This is a genomic window from Rhizobium sp. LjRoot258 (assembly GCF_964254185.1).
Classification (GTDB): Bacteria; Pseudomonadota; Alphaproteobacteria; order Rhizobiales; family Rhizobiaceae; genus Rhizobium.
Genome location: NZ_CAXUST020000001.1, coordinates 3,761,304 through 3,775,962, shown reverse-complemented (window position 1 = coordinate 3,775,962; position 14,659 = coordinate 3,761,304). Strand labels below are relative to the sequence as shown.

Genomic DNA, 14,659 nt, shown 5'->3' with positions numbered 1-14,659 from the left:
GAAGTACCGCGACGATGACGAGGAGACCGGCGAGCATCACGAGAATGATGTCGGAGGCGCGGGCCATCCGCTGGCTGTCACGTCCCGGCGAACCGGGACGTGGATCGAAAGGATTTGCGAAGCCTGTGACGGAGGATCATGCTTCACCTCAGAAGGTTTGGCCGGCGATCATGACCAGGTGCTCGATGACCGGGCCAAGCGCCAGCGCCGGGAAGAAGGTCAGGCCGCCGACGATCAGGATCGTACCGCTGAGAAGGCCGACGAAGAGTAGGCCATCGGTCGGGAACGTACCTGCCGAGGCGGGAACCGTCTTCTTGGTAATCAGCGAACCTGCGATCGCAAGAGCCGGAACGATGACCAGGAAGCGGCCCATCAGCATGCCGATACCGAGCGTGATGTTGTACCAGGCAGTGTTACCCGTCAGGCCGCCGAAAGCCGAGCCGTTGTTCGCCGCAGCGGACGTATAGGCATAGAGGATTTCGGAGAAACCGTGCGGGCCAGCCGTGCCGATCGAGGCGACTGCGGAGGGCAGCACACTGGCGATCGCGGTGAAGACCAGCATGGCGAGCGGCAGGCAAAGGATGGCGAGAACGGCCATCTTCATCTCCTTCGCCTCGATCTTCTTGCCAAGATACTCCGGTGTGCGGCCGACCATGAGGCCTGCCACGAAGACAGCGACAATGATGAAGAGGATGATGCCGTAGAAGCCCGCGCCAACGCCGCCAACGATGACTTCGCCGACCTGCATGTTGATCAGCGGAATGAGCCCACCGAGCGCCGTGAAGCTGCCGTGCATGGCGTTGACCGCGCCGCAGGAAGCCGCTGTCGTGATCACCGCAAAGAGCGAGGACATGGCGACGCCGAAGCGCACCTCCTTGCCTTCCATGTTGCCGCCCTGCAGGCCAAAGGCATGCATCAGCGGATTGCCAGCGGCTTCAGCCCAGTAGGTGACAGCCACGCCGGCAATGAAGAGGATGCCCATGGTCGCAAGAATGGCCCAGCCCTGGCGCTGGTTGCCGACCATCCGGCCAAAGACGTTGGTGAAGGCGGCGCCAATTGCGAAGATCGAGACCATCTGGATCATGTTCGAGATGTTGTCGGGGTTCTCGAACGGATGCGCAGAGTTCACATTGAAGAAGCCGCCGCCGTTTGTGCCAAGCATCTTGATGGCGAGTTGCGAGGCGACCGGGCCGAGGGCGATTGTCTGCTTGGCGCCCTCGAGGGTTGTTGCATCGACATAGGGACCCAGGGTCTGCGGGACGCCAAGATAGACATAGACCAGCGTCAGCACGATGCAGATCGGCAGCAACACATAGAGCGTGCTGCGGACCATATCGACCCAGAAATTGCCGATGGCCTTGCCCGAAGCGCGCGAGAAGGCGCGGATGAGGCCAATCGCGATCGCCATACCCGTCGCGGCAGACACGAAATTCTGAACGGTTAGGCCCGCCATCTGGCTGAGATAAGACATCGTGCTTTCGCCGCCGTAGTTCTGCCAGTTGGTATTGCTGACGAAGCTCGTGGCGGTGTTGAAGGAAAGCTCCGGCCCGACGGCAGCCATGCCGGCCGGGTTATAGGGCAGGACAGCCTGCAAGCGCAGCAACGCATAGAGAACGACGACGCCGAGCAGGTTGAACATCAGCATCGCAAATGCGTAGGAAGTCCAGTGCTGGTCCTCGCGCTCACTGGTGCCTGCAAGCGCGTAAAGTCCCCGTTCGATCGGGACGAGGACCGGTGAGAGAAACGTGCGTTCGCCGCTGAAGACGCGAGTCATGTAACCGCCTAGCGGTCTGACGAGCACGATGATGATCCCGCAGTAGAGCAGAATCTGAAGCCATCCGTTGAGGGTCATGGGAGGTAACTTTCAATACCCGATTGGTTCCGCCTGTCGCGCAATGGGAGAGGGCGCGATACTAGAAGCGCTCGGGGCGAATGAGAGCGTAGGTGAGGTAAACCGTGAGAAATACGGTGACGGCACCGCTGAGAATATAGTCGATGGTCATGGCGTTTCCTCCGGTCAAAGCCGGTCGCAGGCTTTGGTGTAAGCAAAGCAGAGGGCGAAAAATACGATTGCTGTCGCGAGTAGAACTATGTCCATCATCGATCTTGACTCCTGTTGTTCTTTTGGAGTCAGACAAGACAAAGGGCGCCATCCACCGGACGGCACCTTTCATGCTTTCTGGCGTGGAGATATCCTTGGATCTCTCGGACGTTAATATGCGACCGAACCGCATAAGCGTTCGAGATCGGCGGCGGGCCGCGGATATAAAAATCTTATAAATGCAGATGGAAGAAAAATGCCTCGCCGAAGCGAGGCTAGTCCTAGGCCGCTTCGGGGAAAAGAAGAAGCGGCGCGGCTGTTCTATTGCCCGGCCATTCGGCTGCAAAGCGCACTTTCGGGCTTTTCGGTACGCCTGACGATGACAAAAGGAAATCTGTCAGTTGTGGGTGTGCCCCGCTTTCAGGTTCCGAACGAGGTTTTTGCTCCGCCGCATGGCCGTGAACGCGGCGCCGACGGCAATCAGCCAGAGGGCTGCGACCAGGATTTGGTTGTGCCCGTTCCACAGTGGCTCGAGAACGGAGAGAACCGCTGCGGCCGTGATTGTCGCCATTCGGTGCTGCTTTGCCATGGGACCAGAGAAGTCGCTCGCCGTTCCCGTTGCTCGACCGAGCTCGCGAACATACGCCGTCAGCACGGCAAACGACGCCGCTGCCCATCCGAGCCCGGGCGATCCGATGCCATACCCCACAGCGGCCAGGATCAGGATATCCGCGACACGGTCGGGGAATTCGTTCCAGAACGGTCCGTCGGCTGCACCTTTGCCACCTTCGACGGCAACCATGCCATCGAAGAGATTGCACAAGAGACGCAGCTGGCAGAAGGCGGCCGCGAACACAAGGAGAAGAGCCCGCGCCCATCCCACTTCAGATCCGGCAAGGAAGAACGAACCGCCCGCCAACGCCGCCGCGACCATGCTTGCCTGAGAGATTTGGTTCGGAGTGACCGACTTCGTTGCCAGCCATTGTGCAATGCGCCGCGCCCATTGGGTGTCTCTGCTTGCCAGCGGCCGCCGATCGCCCGTTTCCGTCATGCCCTGATCCTCTTTCGATAGAGAAGGTAGTTGTAAACCGCCGCGTAGCTCGTCGAGACGGCCAGCGGCACCGCAATGGTTCTTAGAATCTCCGGCGTGCCGCTCAATGCGTGGATCGAGATCAGCACCGCAGTCGACGCAATACATGCGATCAACGGTGGCGCCCAGAGACCGGCGCCTCCTTTGAACTGCTTCGAGAGCCGTTCGATCACCGTCTTGAGAAAGAGGGTGAGACAGGCTGAGAGTGCGCCCTGCACGATACCGGCAAGCAGTGCCCGTCGCGCAGAGTGATTGCTGTTGGCAAGGACCGCCCAACCGCCCATCGCGACGAACGCGAAAAGCACGTGCGTAACACTGCTTTGGGCAAGCCGGCGAACGGGTGCCATCATGTGGTCGACCACCAATAGCGGACAATGTGGAAGAAGATCGGCGCGGAAAAGACCACGGAGTCGAGCCGGTCGATCAATCCGCCGTGGCCTTCGATCAGATGGCCCCAGTCCTTGACCCCGCGATCTCGCTTGATTGCCGACATGACGAGACCGCCGAAGAAGCCCATCATCGTGATGACGAAGGCCAGGACCCCAGCTTGAAATGGCGTAAAAGGCGTGATCCACCACAGGGCGGCGCCGATCAATGTCGCACTGACGACGCCGCCGACAAAGCCTTCCACAGTCTTCGACGGAGACAGGCTTGGCGCGATCTTGGTTCGACCGAGCAGCTTGCCCCAGACATATTGCAGGACATCGCTAAGCTGCACGATGATCACCAGGAAGGCGATCAGAAGAACGTTGCGGCCTTCGTAGCCTGGGATCGTCAGCGTCAGCAATGCCGGAACGTGTGAGGCGCAGAATACGCAGATCATCAGTGCCCATTGCACTTCGGCAATGCGTATCAGGAAACGCTCGGTATCGCCGCGCAACACGGAGATGATCGGCATCAGCAGGAACGCGTAGACGGGGATGAAGATCGAGAAGATACCGTATTGCTTCTCCCACAGCAGCCAATACTGGATCGGCAGCACGACGAAGAAGGCAGCCGCGAGCGCCCAATGATCGGCACGTTTGGTGTCGGTCAGGGTAATGAACTCGCGCAACGCCGCGAAAGAACAGAAGCCAAAAAGCAGCAGCACGCCGATCCGACCGGCGAGAAAGGCAAGGCCGATCAGGATGACCATGATCCACCATGCCTTGATGCGCGCGTTCAGGTTTTCGATTGCGGCATTTGACTTACCGGCGGGCAGGCGTCGCTGCAGCAGGTAGCCAATGGCCGAGGAAACGACGAGGAGCGTGAAGATACCAAGGACAAGCGTCCACAGGTCGGAGTTTGCTGCATTCATTCGTTACCGCCTGGGTGTTTTGGTGACAGATCGAGCAGCGCCGTGCGCGCCCTGTCGAGGAAGATTTCCTTGCTCTCGCCGGCTTCGATTTGCATGGAGTTGCCGAAGGTCACGGTACAGATAAGGGGGATCGGGACTATCTCGCCCTTTGGCATGACGCGATTGAGATTGTTGATCCAGACCGGCACGAGGTGAATGCCCGGCCGGGTCGAGGCGAGATGGAAAAGCCCGCTTTTGAACGGCAGCAGCTGCGCCTCTGTCTGGTTGCGCGTGCCTTCGGGAAAGAGAATCAGTGACGCCCCGGAATCGACCACCTCGGCCATGACTTCAATCGGATCGCGGGTGCGCTTGTCGCGATCCCGCTCGATAAGCACGGCGTCGAAGACGTCGCGGCCGATGAAACGGTTGATCGACGACTTCAGCCAATATTCGGCGCCAGCGACAGGGCGTGTTCGGCGTCTCAAGCTCGGCGGCAGGACGGCCCAGACCAGAATGAAATCGCCATGGCTGGAATGATTGGCAAAATAAACACACTGCCCCTCGGGAATGCCGTCATTCGGCCAGATGGCGCGCACGGCAGTAATTGCACGGGCGAACACCACGATGGCCGCCGCGACAGGCTTCGCGATCACACTTCTCACCGATTTCAGCCCCCCGCTGCACCGACAAAGCAGCTTGCAGAAGCCTAACGGCATTTTTGACGGTTAGGAAGTCCCGCTTGTGGCGGAAGACGGTGCTCAAAGTACCCGCGTCTGAGCGTGTCAGCGACGGCTGATGCGACTTGCGGTGAGCCGAAGTGATGCGTTCGCCTGACGTGATGGGGAAAGCGTTAACCATGGTCAGCTAGGTATGAGTCGGACACAACGGAACGAGTCGATGCCAGTACAGTCAAACAAAACTCTGCAAGCAATGACGACAAGCGAGATCGTTATTTTCCCGGTCGCTTCGCGCGCCGGTGACATTGATCGGTGCGCGGCCGAGTTGGATCGCAGCCACGGTGAGGACGCAGTGCGCTTCTGGAAGACCGAATGCCGCCGGCTGGCAGACGAGCTGACGTCGCTTGGCTGCTCCGAAGCTGAGGTCCGCGACCAGGTCATGACATTTCAGGCTGAGGTACAGGCCGAGCTCGTTCGCCGCCATCAGGTGCGCGCACTCTCTGAAAGCCGCAGCGGCCGCGCCATAAAGCGCTGATCCCACAGCCATCGGCTCTTGCCGCCCATTGGGTTGCCTGACTTCATCGGGCGGCCCGATCAGGCGAACTTGTCGTCCAGGCGGCCAATTCCTTTCCATAGTTTGCGCAAGACGAGCCTTCTTGGTTCAGAAATTCCGCGCGCCCGGTGCTAGCATCCTCATATTGCGTGCGGATCTCCAAAGACCGCCTGCGTATTCGAGTCGTCGCCTATCTCGGGAGGAAGGGCAGATGCCGGCGGAAGATCTATCGAAGATCCACCAGAGCAAACTGGCGGCCAGGTCGGACCGGCCGACCGGAAATGCTTGCCATTTTCGCGTTCTTCAACGAAATTTATCGAGCCGACCGGCAGTGGAGGAGCTGCCGACAAGATACGCGCGTGAAAAACAATGACGGGGGAATAACGACACACGCATGCCGGACGCCGCGGCAACCGCGCGCCGGACTTGGGAGGGAAGGCATGTATTCAGGTGGTTTGAGATTTGGTCTGGCGGACGAGATCGAGGCGCTTCGCGACAGCGTTCGCCGGTTTGCGACGGAGCGTATTGCGCCGCTCGCCGCCGAGACGGACAGCAGCAACAATTTCCCGACGCCGCTCTGGCGCGAGATGGGCGACATGGGGCTGCTCGGGATCACGGCCGAGGAGGCCTATGGCGGCGCCGGCCTAGGATACCTGGCCCATTGCGTCGCGATGGAGGAGATTAGCCGCGCTTCGGCCTCAGTCGGGCTCAGCTACGGCGCCCATTCCAATTTGTGCGTCAATCAGATCAGCCGCAATGGAACGGCAGAGCAGAAGTCGCGGTATCTGCCCAAGCTTATCTCCGGCGAGCATGTCGGCGCACTTGCGATGTCGGAGCCGGGCGCCGGATCAGACGTCGTTTCGATGAAGCTTCGGGCGGAGAAGCAAGGCGAAAGTTACGTTCTCAACGGCAACAAGATGTGGATCACCAACGGCCCGGATGCCGATGTGCTGGTGGTCTACGCAAAGACAGACCCGGAAGCAGGACCGCGCGGCATCACCGCCTTCCTCGTCGAGAAGGCATTCAAGGGCTTTTCAACCGGCCCGAAGCTCGACAAGCTAGGCATGCGCGGTTCCAACACCTGCGAACTGATCTTCGAGGACTGTGAGGTTCCCGAGGCAAATGTGGTCGATACTGTCGGCGGCGGCGCACGCGTTCTGATGTCGGGACTCGACTATGAGCGCGTCGTTCTTTCCGCCGGGCCGATCGGCATCATGGCGGCCTGCATGGATGTCGTCGTGCCCTATCTTCATGAGAGAAAGCAATTCGGTCAGGCGATCGGCGAGTTTCAACTGATGCAGGGCAAGCTCGCCGACATGTACGTGGCCATGAACACAGCACGTGCGTACGTCTATGCGGTGGCCGCCGCCTGCGATCGCGGCGAGACGACACGCAAGGATGCTGCCGGCTGCATCCTCTATGCCGCCGAGAAAGCGACGCTTCTGGCCCTAGAGACGATCCAGGCACTCGGCGGCAATGGCTACACGAACGACTATCCCGCCGCCCGGCTGCTGCGCGACGCAAAGCTCTACGAGATCGGTGCCGGAACCTCTGAAATCAGACGCATGCTGATCGGCCGCGAGCTATTTGCTGAAACGGCCTGATCTGAAAGTTCATCCGACAACCATCCTGGTGACAAATGACGGTTTTGAAGTCGCAGATTTCGACGAATTCGGAGAGCTTCAGGACAAATCGCGCGGCGATGGCCGAAGCGATCCGCGCCATCGAGGAAGCAGCGGCGAGTGCCGCAAACGGCGGCGGAGCGACAGCGCGTGAGCGTCATGTTGCCCGCGGCAAGATGCTGCCGCGCGATCGCATCGCGGGCCTCCTCGATCCAGCCACACCGTTTCTCGAGGTCGGATTGACCGCGGCCCACGGAATGTATGGCAACGAAGCACCGGCTGCGGGCCTGATTACCGGCATCGGCCGCGTCTCGGGGCGCGATTGCATGATCGTCTGCAACGATGCGACCGTCAAAGGCGGCACCTACTTTCCACTGACGGTGAAGAAGCATCTGCGAGCGCAGGAAATTGCCGCCCAGAACAATCTGCCCTGCATCTATTTGGTGGATTCCGGCGGCGCGAATCTGCCGAACCAGGACGAGGTGTTCCCGGATCGCGATCATTTCGGCCGGATATTCTACAATCAGGCAAATATGTCGGCAGCGGGAATTCCGCAGATTGCCGTGGTCATGGGCTCGTGTACGGCGGGTGGCGCCTATGTGCCTGCCATGTCCGATGAGGCGATCATCGTCGAAGGCCAAGGGACGATCTTTCTTGCCGGTCCTCCATTGGTCAAGGCTGCGACCGGCGAAGTTGTTTCGGCGGAGGATCTCGGCGGTGGCGATGTGCACACAAGGCTCTCCGGCGTTGCCGACCATCTCGCTCGTGACGATGCCCACGCACTGGCCTTGGCGAGGCGCGCTGTCGCCAACCTCAATCGGTGCAAGATCCGCGGCATCGAGCGGCAACCAGTCGAAGCGCCGCTGTTTGATCCGGCCGAAATTGCGGGTATCGTCCCCGCCGATCTGCGCGTGCCCTACGACGTGCGCGAAGTCATTGCGCGTGTCGTCGACGGCTCCCGCTTCGATGAGTTCAAGACACGCTACGGGACGACGCTGGTCTGCGGCTTTGCCCATATCCACGGTATTCCCGTTGGCGTTGTCGCCAATAACGGTGTGCTGTTCTCGGAGTCGGCTCTGAAGGGTGCCCATTTCGTTGAGCTCTGCTCGCAGCGCAGGATACCGCTAGTCTTCCTGCAGAACATCACCGGCTTCATGGTTGGCCGCAAATACGAGACGGAAGGCATCGCAAAGAATGGCGCCAAGCTCGTTACCGCGGTCGCAACGACTGCTGTGCCGAAGGTGACGATGCTGGTTGGCGGTTCCTTTGGTGCGGGCAACTACGGCATGGCGGGGCGCGCCTTCTCGCCGCGCTTTCTCTGGACATGGCCGAACAGCCGCATCTCGGTCATGGGTGGAGAGCAGGCGGCCGGTGTCCTTGCGACCGTGCGGGGAGAAGCGCTTTCCCGCGCCGGCACCCCCTGGACGCCGGAGGATGAGGCTACTTTCAAGCAGCCGGTGCTCGATCTCTTCGAACGGCAGAGCCATCCGCTCTATGCGTCGGCGCGCCTTTGGGATGATGGGGTGATTGATCCAGCCAAGAGCCGCGATGTGCTCGGTCTCTCGCTGTCTGCGGCGCTGAATGCACCGATTGAAGCGACGCGCTTCGGCCTATTCCGGATGTGAGGTAGGGATGTTCCAGAAAATTCTCATCGCAAACCGTGGCGAGATTGCTTGTCGGGTGATTCGAACGGCCAGGCGCATGGGGATTGCCACAGTGGCGGTCTATTCGGATGCTGATGTCGGGGCGCTGCATGTCGAGATGGCCGACGAGGCCGTCCGCTTAGGCTCCGCCAGCGCACAGGAAAGCTATCTCTCGATCGAACGGATCTTGGCTGCGGCGGAACGGACCGGCGCTGAAGCCATTCATCCCGGTTACGGTTTTTTGTCCGAGAATGCCGATTTCGCAGCAGCCGTCGAGGCCGCGGGCATCGTCTTCATTGGACCGCAGGCATCTTCCATTCGCGCCATGGGATTGAAGGATGCGGCAAAGGCGTTGATGGACCAATCCGGGGTCCCGGTTGTTCCGGGCTATCATGGCGAGGAACAGAACGACGGGTTTATGGCCGATCAGGCGACCTTGATCGGCTACCCTGTCCTTATCAAGGCCCGCGCCGGTGGCGGTGGCAAGGGAATGCGACGGGTCGACAGCGAAGAGGATTTTCCAGAGGCGCTCGCTGCCGCACGACGGGAGGCCATGGCCGCCTTCGGTGACGATGCCGTGTTGATAGAGCGGTGCCTTATTCGACCTCGCCACATCGAAGTTCAGATCTTCGGGGATCGGCATGGCAACGTCGTTCATCTTTTCGAGCGCGATTGCTCGCTCCAGCGCCGCCATCAGAAGGTGATCGAGGAGGCGCCAGCGCCCGGCATGACGCCAGAGATGCGCCGCGCGATGGGTGAGGCGGCCGTGCGCGCGGGGCGTGCCATCTCCTATCGTGGTGCCGGCACCGTGGAGTTCATCGCGGATGTGTCAAACGGCCTCTGGCCGGATCGCTTCTATTTCATGGAGATGAATACCCGCCTTCAGGTCGAACACGCCGTCACTGAGGCAATTACCGGGGTCGATCTGGTCGAGTGGCAATTCCGCGTGGCGGCTGGCGAAGCCCTGCCGAAGAAGCAGTCGGAGCTGGAAATCTACGGCTGGGCTTTCGAGGCGCGAATTTATGCCGAGGATGCGGCCAAGGGTTTCCTGCCCGCGACGGGAACGATCAGGCATCTAGATTTTCCTGACGTTACGGCGCGGATCGATGCCGGGATCCGTCCCGGCGACACGGTCTCCGCTCATTACGATCCTCTGATCGCCAAGATGGTCGTGCACGGGCCCACTCGGAGTGTCGCGCTGTTGCGACTGACCAGGGCCTTGCAGAGCTCGCATGTCGTCGGCGTCACCACCAATCTCGACTTTCTCGCCAGACTGAGCGCACAGGAGGAATTTACCGCTGGCCATCCAGATACCGGGCTGATCGATCGCAACCTTCGATCGCTGACCGCTATCGAGCCGCCGGTGGACACCGTCGTTGCGCTTGCCGCCGTCCTGTCGTTGGGCGCGCTTATGCAATCATCGGATGGCGACCCGTGGCTGACGCTGGGGCACTGGCAGCTTTGGAGCGAAATGCAGCGCATCGTGGTGCTAACCTACGAGGGCGGGCATTCAACGCTGCGGGTTGCCGCCAAGGGATTCGATTTCTTTGCGGTGCACGATGGCCGGCGAGTCATTCCCGTGAAGATCGTCAGCCGGCAGGATGACGGATGCCGGGCGGAGGTCGATGGCCGGCAGGTGCAGGTCAAGGCGAGTCTAGCGGCGCATCATCTGGTTGTCAGCGTGGATCACAGAACGCATGTGTTTCATCTCGGCAACCCGCTCGATTTCAATGCGACGGATGTGGCTGACGGCAACAGGCTGATCGCGCCGATGCCGGGCTTTATCAAGATCGTGCGTACGAGTTCGGGGTCGGAAGTCTCCGAGGGTGACGCGCTTGTGGTCATGGAGGCCATGAAGATGGAACTCACGCTTGTCGCAGCCCGCGATGGAACGGTGGAATCCGTCGAGGTGAGTGAAGGGCAGCAGGTCGACGAAGGCGCGGTACTTCTGACGCTGCGGGTAGAGGAGACGTGATTGTGCAGGCCGGAGAATCTTCACTGCTGCCGCGGGACGTGTCGATCGTCGAGATGGCGCCTCGCGATGGTCTCCAGAACGAGAAGGATCTGATCCCGACGGCGACGAAGATCGCCCTGATCGACATGATCTCGGAATGTGGTTTCGAGCGGATCGAGGCGACGAGCTTTGTCAGCCCGAAGTGGGTTCCCCAGCTCGCTGATGCTGCCGAGGTGATGGCCGGTATCAAGCGCAGACCGGGGGTCCGCTACGCCGTTCTGACGCCGAATATGAAAGGCTTCGAGGCTGCAATGGCGGCGGGCGCGGACGAAGTCGCGATCTTTGCGTCTGCCTCAGAAAGCTTCTCGCAGCAGAATATCAACTGCTCCATCGCCGAGAGCATCGAACGTTTCAAGCCGGTTGCCGAAGCAAGCCTTGCGCGCGGCGTCCCCATGCGCGGCTACGTCAGCTGCGTGGTCGAATGTCCCTATGAGGGGGCCGTCTCGCCCGATGCGGCGGCGCGGGTCGTCGAAAGCCTGCATGCATTGGGCTGCTACGAGATCAGCCTCGGCGATACAATCGGCCGAGGACGCCCTGACGAGGTCGACCAGATGCTGGTGACGGTCCTTTCCTATGCACCGGCGACGATGCTTGCCGGTCATTTCCACGACACCGACGGCTGGGCACTCGAAAACATCGACGTTTCGCTAAAGCACGGGCTGCGGGTTTTTGATGCGTCGGTCGGCGGATTGGGCGGCTGCCCTTATGCGCCGGGCGCTAAGGGCAACGTCGATACTTTGGCTGTCGCGCAGTTCCTTGCCCGCAAGGGCTACCGGACCGGGCTCTCGGCGGAGAAGCTGGAACAGGCCGCCCGTTTCGCACAGGGCCTAAGGAGCGCAGGATAATGCCGGAAACGCTGATGATCTCGATCGACGAACGCGGTGTCGCGCGGCTTACGCTTGCCCGCAAAGACAAGCACAATGCAATGTCCGCGCAGATGATCGACGAGTTGACCGAAGCAGCAAGCGCACTTGGGTCGGATAAGAGGGTACGCGCCATCGTGCTTGCCGGGGCCGGCAAGAGCTTCTGTGCAGGGGGCGATCTGGAGTGGATGAGAGCGCAGTTCCAGGCGAGCCGGGCGGAGAGAATTGCAGAAGCGCGACGGCTGGCTATGATGTTCAAGGCGCTGAACGAGGTGCCGAGGCCGCTTATTGGTTGCGTCCAGGGGAGCGCTTTCGGCGGCGGTATCGGGTTGATCAGCGTCTGCGATACCGTGATTGCGTCGGAGGCAGCGCGTTTCGGCCTGACGGAAGTCCGGCTTGGGCTAATACCGGCAACGATCAGCCCCTATGTCGTAGCGCGGATAGGCAGTTCTGCAGCGCGGTCCCTATTCGTCTCCGGTCGAATGTTTAACGCTGCCCATGCCAAGTCGATCGGTCTGGTCGCTTCCATTGTCGCGCCCGCCGATCTCGATCGCGCCGTCGACAGGGAGGTCGACGAATTCATTGCGGCCTCGCCGCAGGCTGCAGCGCGCGCCAAAGCCTTGGTGCGTTCTCTCGCCTCGCCCATCACGGACGAGATCGTCGAGAGCGTGATTTCTCAGCTCGCGGATAGCTGGGAGACGGACGAGGCACAGGCCGGCATTGCCGCTTTCTTCGAAAGGCAGCGTATGACGTGACTGAATGGCGAGCTCCCGAACTGTTGTAGATGGAGCTACCGTTTCAAGCGCTCGTTTCTGAACGACGAGATGTCCTGCGGTGAGAGGCCAACCATCGTCCGGTATGCGATGTCATGATGTTTGAGCGTTGGATCTCCTGGACCGATCCGCGTTTCGTCGGTGAGACCTCCACCTTATAGCGCTCCAGCAGCTCGCTGAGCGTCGTCGACGCAAGGATCCGCGTGTCTGGAGCTGCACCGAAGCGATCGACCTAGGCTTCGAGATCTCGTGCCCACTTCTCTGCTTCAATCTTGCTATCGAACGATTTGCAACGGGGCTTCATGCCACGCCGGCGGACCTGTGCTTGCCAGCGTCCCCTGAGTTTCCTGATAGTTGCCATGTGATCTCCAGCGGGTGTTGAAGATCACGCTGCCCCTGGCGGGGGTGCCAAGGTCTATCCCGGCACACATCGATGTTTCGTCCACGGAGGGTTGTCGAGGTAAAGCTCAACCCGCTGTCGCCCTGAATGCTACCGGCGTATATGGTTCTCAACGACGGAAATCTTGGAAAAATGCATGGCACCGAAAACGACGCTGAACGCCAAAAACCTGGAGGTGCTGGGCGCCGAGAGGCTGGCTGAGTTGCTGATCGAGATCAGCACGGGCAGCGCCGCGACCAAACGCAGGCTACGGATCGAACTCGCCGGAAAGCAGAGCAGCGCTGAAGTTGCAAGGGAAGTAACAAAGCGGCTTTCATCGATCGAGCGCTCCCGCTCCGTGATCAACTGGCGCCGGGTGAAGGCCTTGAAGAGCGATCTGGAGACACAGCGGCACGTGATCCTTGATACGATCGCCAGCAGCGATCCGGACGAGGCGCTGGAGGTGATGTGGCGCTTCATGGGCCTGGCGCGTTCGATTTTCGAGCGATGCGACGATGGCAACGGCACAATCATGCATGTCTTTCATCGAACCTGCGTCGATCTGGGCACGATAGCGAACGCGGCAAAACCGGACCCGCGCCTTCTCGCAGAACAAACCTTTCGCGCGTTGCAGGGCAATGACTACGGGCAGTATGATCGTCTGATCGAGAACCTGTCGCCAGCGCTGGGTGCGGAAGGCCTCGATCGGCTGAAGTCGTTGTTCGACGATTGGGCAAAAGCGCCGGTCGATACGCCGCCTGAGGCAGGCCGTGTCGTGATCGGTTGGGGAAGCAGTCGTCCAGTTTACGAAGACGAAATCAATCTCCGCCATCGCAACAGAACCATCAGGTCAGCATTGGAGCAGATCGCCGATGCCCAGGGTGATGTTGATGCCTTCATCGCGCAGCAGAGCGAGCAGGCGAGATCCGTGCCAATGATTGCGGCAGAAATCGCCCAGCGTCTGCTGAAGGCGGACCGGGCCGGAGAGGCATGGGATGCCATCAATCGCGTTGAGATGAAGGCCAGACCATCCCCGTTCGAGTGGGAAGAGGCCCGCCTCGATGTGCTTGAAGCTCTCAGCCGGAGGGACGAAGCGCAGGCCTTTCGCTGGCAGTGCTTCGAACAATCGCTGAACGAGCGGCACCTGCGAGCTTTTCTGAAGCGCCTACCGGATTTCGATGATCTCGAAGCAGAAGAGAACGCCTTCAACTATGTGAGCCGCTTCCAGGATGTCCACCAAGCGCTCGCCTTCCTGGTGTCATGGCCGGCGCTCGACAAGGCTGCGACGCTCGTCCGCACGCGTGCAGCCGAACTTGATGGCGATCACTACGAACTGTTGACACCGGCGTCCGAGCATCTCCGGGAGAAGTATCCGTTGGCAGCCACCATCGCCCTGCGGGCTATGATCGACTTTACGCTCGATCGAGCGAAATCCAGCCGCTATCGCTTTGCCGCGCGACATCTCGTTGAATGTGAGCGGCTGTCGACGAAGATTAGCGACTTCGACACCTTTACGTCACATCCTGGCTATGTTGCAGAGCTGAGGGGCAAGCACGCGAAGAAGACCGCATTCTGGACGGCCGCAGGACCGTGACGAAGGATCATCTGGATCTGCACGGGCCAAGGCCGCCTCTTCGTTTTCTGATCATCGCCATATGATCTCCCACCGCTGTTGATGATCCTGCGCAGACGCCCCCTGGAGGTGAGCCAAGGACTATCCCGGCGCAT

General features: G+C 60.6%; 13 protein-coding genes and 1 pseudogene. 7 read left to right on the top strand and 7 right to left on the bottom strand.

The window, feature by feature from the left end; all coding sequences use genetic code 11:
• Positions 1-148: 148 nt before the first annotated feature.
• The 6 genes from kdpA to ACSQ9D_RS18540 all read right to left on the bottom strand — a co-directional run bounded on the left by kdpA (position 149) and on the right by ACSQ9D_RS18540 (position 5,069).
• Positions 149-1,852 carry a potassium-transporting ATPase subunit KdpA gene (kdpA, locus tag ACSQ9D_RS18565; protein ID WP_436283384.1) on the bottom strand — a complete coding sequence of 568 codons (1,704 nt, stop codon included), beginning with the start codon at positions 1,850-1,852 and terminating at the stop codon, positions 149-151.
• A 61-nt stretch (positions 1,853-1,913) separates the two neighbouring features.
• The gene (locus ACSQ9D_RS18560; protein ID WP_037116641.1) at positions 1,914-2,003 is read right to left on the bottom strand and encodes a K(+)-transporting ATPase subunit F; all 90 of its coding nucleotides are present in this window, start codon (positions 2,001-2,003) and stop codon (positions 1,914-1,916) included.
• Positions 2,004-2,438: 435 nt separating this feature from the next.
• Entirely contained in the window at positions 2,439-3,092 is a 654-nt protein-coding gene (locus tag ACSQ9D_RS18555; RefSeq protein ID WP_436283383.1) for a CDP-alcohol phosphatidyltransferase family protein, read from the bottom strand.
• Entirely contained in the window at positions 3,089-3,481 is a 393-nt protein-coding gene (locus tag ACSQ9D_RS18550; RefSeq protein ID WP_436283382.1) for a hypothetical protein, read from the bottom strand. The genes ACSQ9D_RS18555 and ACSQ9D_RS18550 overlap by 4 nt, the downstream gene beginning before the upstream one ends.
• The gene (locus ACSQ9D_RS18545; RefSeq protein ID WP_037116638.1) at positions 3,478-4,428 is read right to left on the bottom strand and encodes a phosphatidate cytidylyltransferase; all 951 of its coding nucleotides are present in this window, start codon (positions 4,426-4,428) and stop codon (positions 3,478-3,480) included. Before ACSQ9D_RS18545 ends, ACSQ9D_RS18550 begins: the two co-directional genes overlap by 4 nt.
• Positions 4,425-5,069: a lysophospholipid acyltransferase family protein gene (locus ACSQ9D_RS18540; RefSeq protein WP_436283381.1), complete on the bottom strand. Its 645-nt coding sequence runs from the start codon at positions 5,067-5,069 to the stop codon at positions 4,425-4,427. The genes ACSQ9D_RS18545 and ACSQ9D_RS18540 overlap by 4 nt, the downstream gene beginning before the upstream one ends.
• A gap of 235 nt (positions 5,070-5,304) precedes the next feature.
• On the opposite strand from ACSQ9D_RS18540, the gene ACSQ9D_RS18535 reads away from it, so the two are divergent.
• The 6 genes from ACSQ9D_RS18535 to ACSQ9D_RS18510 all read left to right on the top strand — a co-directional run bounded on the left by ACSQ9D_RS18535 (position 5,305) and on the right by ACSQ9D_RS18510 (position 12,534).
• On the top strand, positions 5,305-5,619 hold the full coding sequence (locus ACSQ9D_RS18535; RefSeq protein WP_037116634.1) for a DUF6074 family protein: 315 nt from the start codon (positions 5,305-5,307) through the stop codon (positions 5,617-5,619).
• A 458-nt stretch (positions 5,620-6,077) separates the two neighbouring features.
• Entirely contained in the window at positions 6,078-7,241 is a 1,164-nt protein-coding gene (locus ACSQ9D_RS18530; RefSeq protein ID WP_436283380.1) for an isovaleryl-CoA dehydrogenase, read from the top strand.
• Positions 7,242-7,276: 35 nt separating this feature from the next.
• Complete coding sequence (locus ACSQ9D_RS18525; protein ID WP_436283379.1) at positions 7,277-8,884, top strand: carboxyl transferase domain-containing protein; 1,608 nt, start codon at positions 7,277-7,279, stop codon at positions 8,882-8,884.
• Positions 8,885-8,891: 7 nt separating this feature from the next.
• Positions 8,892-10,877: an acetyl/propionyl/methylcrotonyl-CoA carboxylase subunit alpha gene (locus ACSQ9D_RS18520; RefSeq protein WP_436283378.1), complete on the top strand. Its 1,986-nt coding sequence runs from the start codon at positions 8,892-8,894 to the stop codon at positions 10,875-10,877.
• Entirely contained in the window at positions 10,874-11,761 is an 888-nt protein-coding gene (locus ACSQ9D_RS18515) for a hydroxymethylglutaryl-CoA lyase (RefSeq protein ID WP_436283377.1), read from the top strand. The genes ACSQ9D_RS18520 and ACSQ9D_RS18515 overlap by 4 nt, the downstream gene beginning before the upstream one ends.
• Positions 11,761-12,534 carry a crotonase/enoyl-CoA hydratase family protein gene (locus ACSQ9D_RS18510; protein WP_436283376.1) on the top strand — a complete coding sequence of 258 codons (774 nt, stop codon included), beginning with the start codon at positions 11,761-11,763 and terminating at the stop codon, positions 12,532-12,534. The genes ACSQ9D_RS18515 and ACSQ9D_RS18510 overlap by 1 nt, the downstream gene beginning before the upstream one ends.
• Here the strand turns inward: ACSQ9D_RS18510 and ACSQ9D_RS18505 are convergent.
• Positions 12,532-12,913: pseudogene (locus ACSQ9D_RS18505) on the bottom strand (site-specific integrase); the annotation flags it as partial. The gene ACSQ9D_RS18510 and the pseudogene ACSQ9D_RS18505 sit on opposite strands and share 3 nt — an antisense overlap.
• A 175-nt stretch (positions 12,914-13,088) precedes the next feature.
• On the opposite strand from ACSQ9D_RS18505, the gene ACSQ9D_RS18500 reads away from it, so the two are divergent.
• The gene (locus ACSQ9D_RS18500; protein ID WP_436283375.1) at positions 13,089-14,525 is read left to right on the top strand and encodes a DUF6880 family protein; all 1,437 of its coding nucleotides are present in this window, start codon (positions 13,089-13,091) and stop codon (positions 14,523-14,525) included.
• Positions 14,526-14,659: the final 134 nt, after the last annotated feature.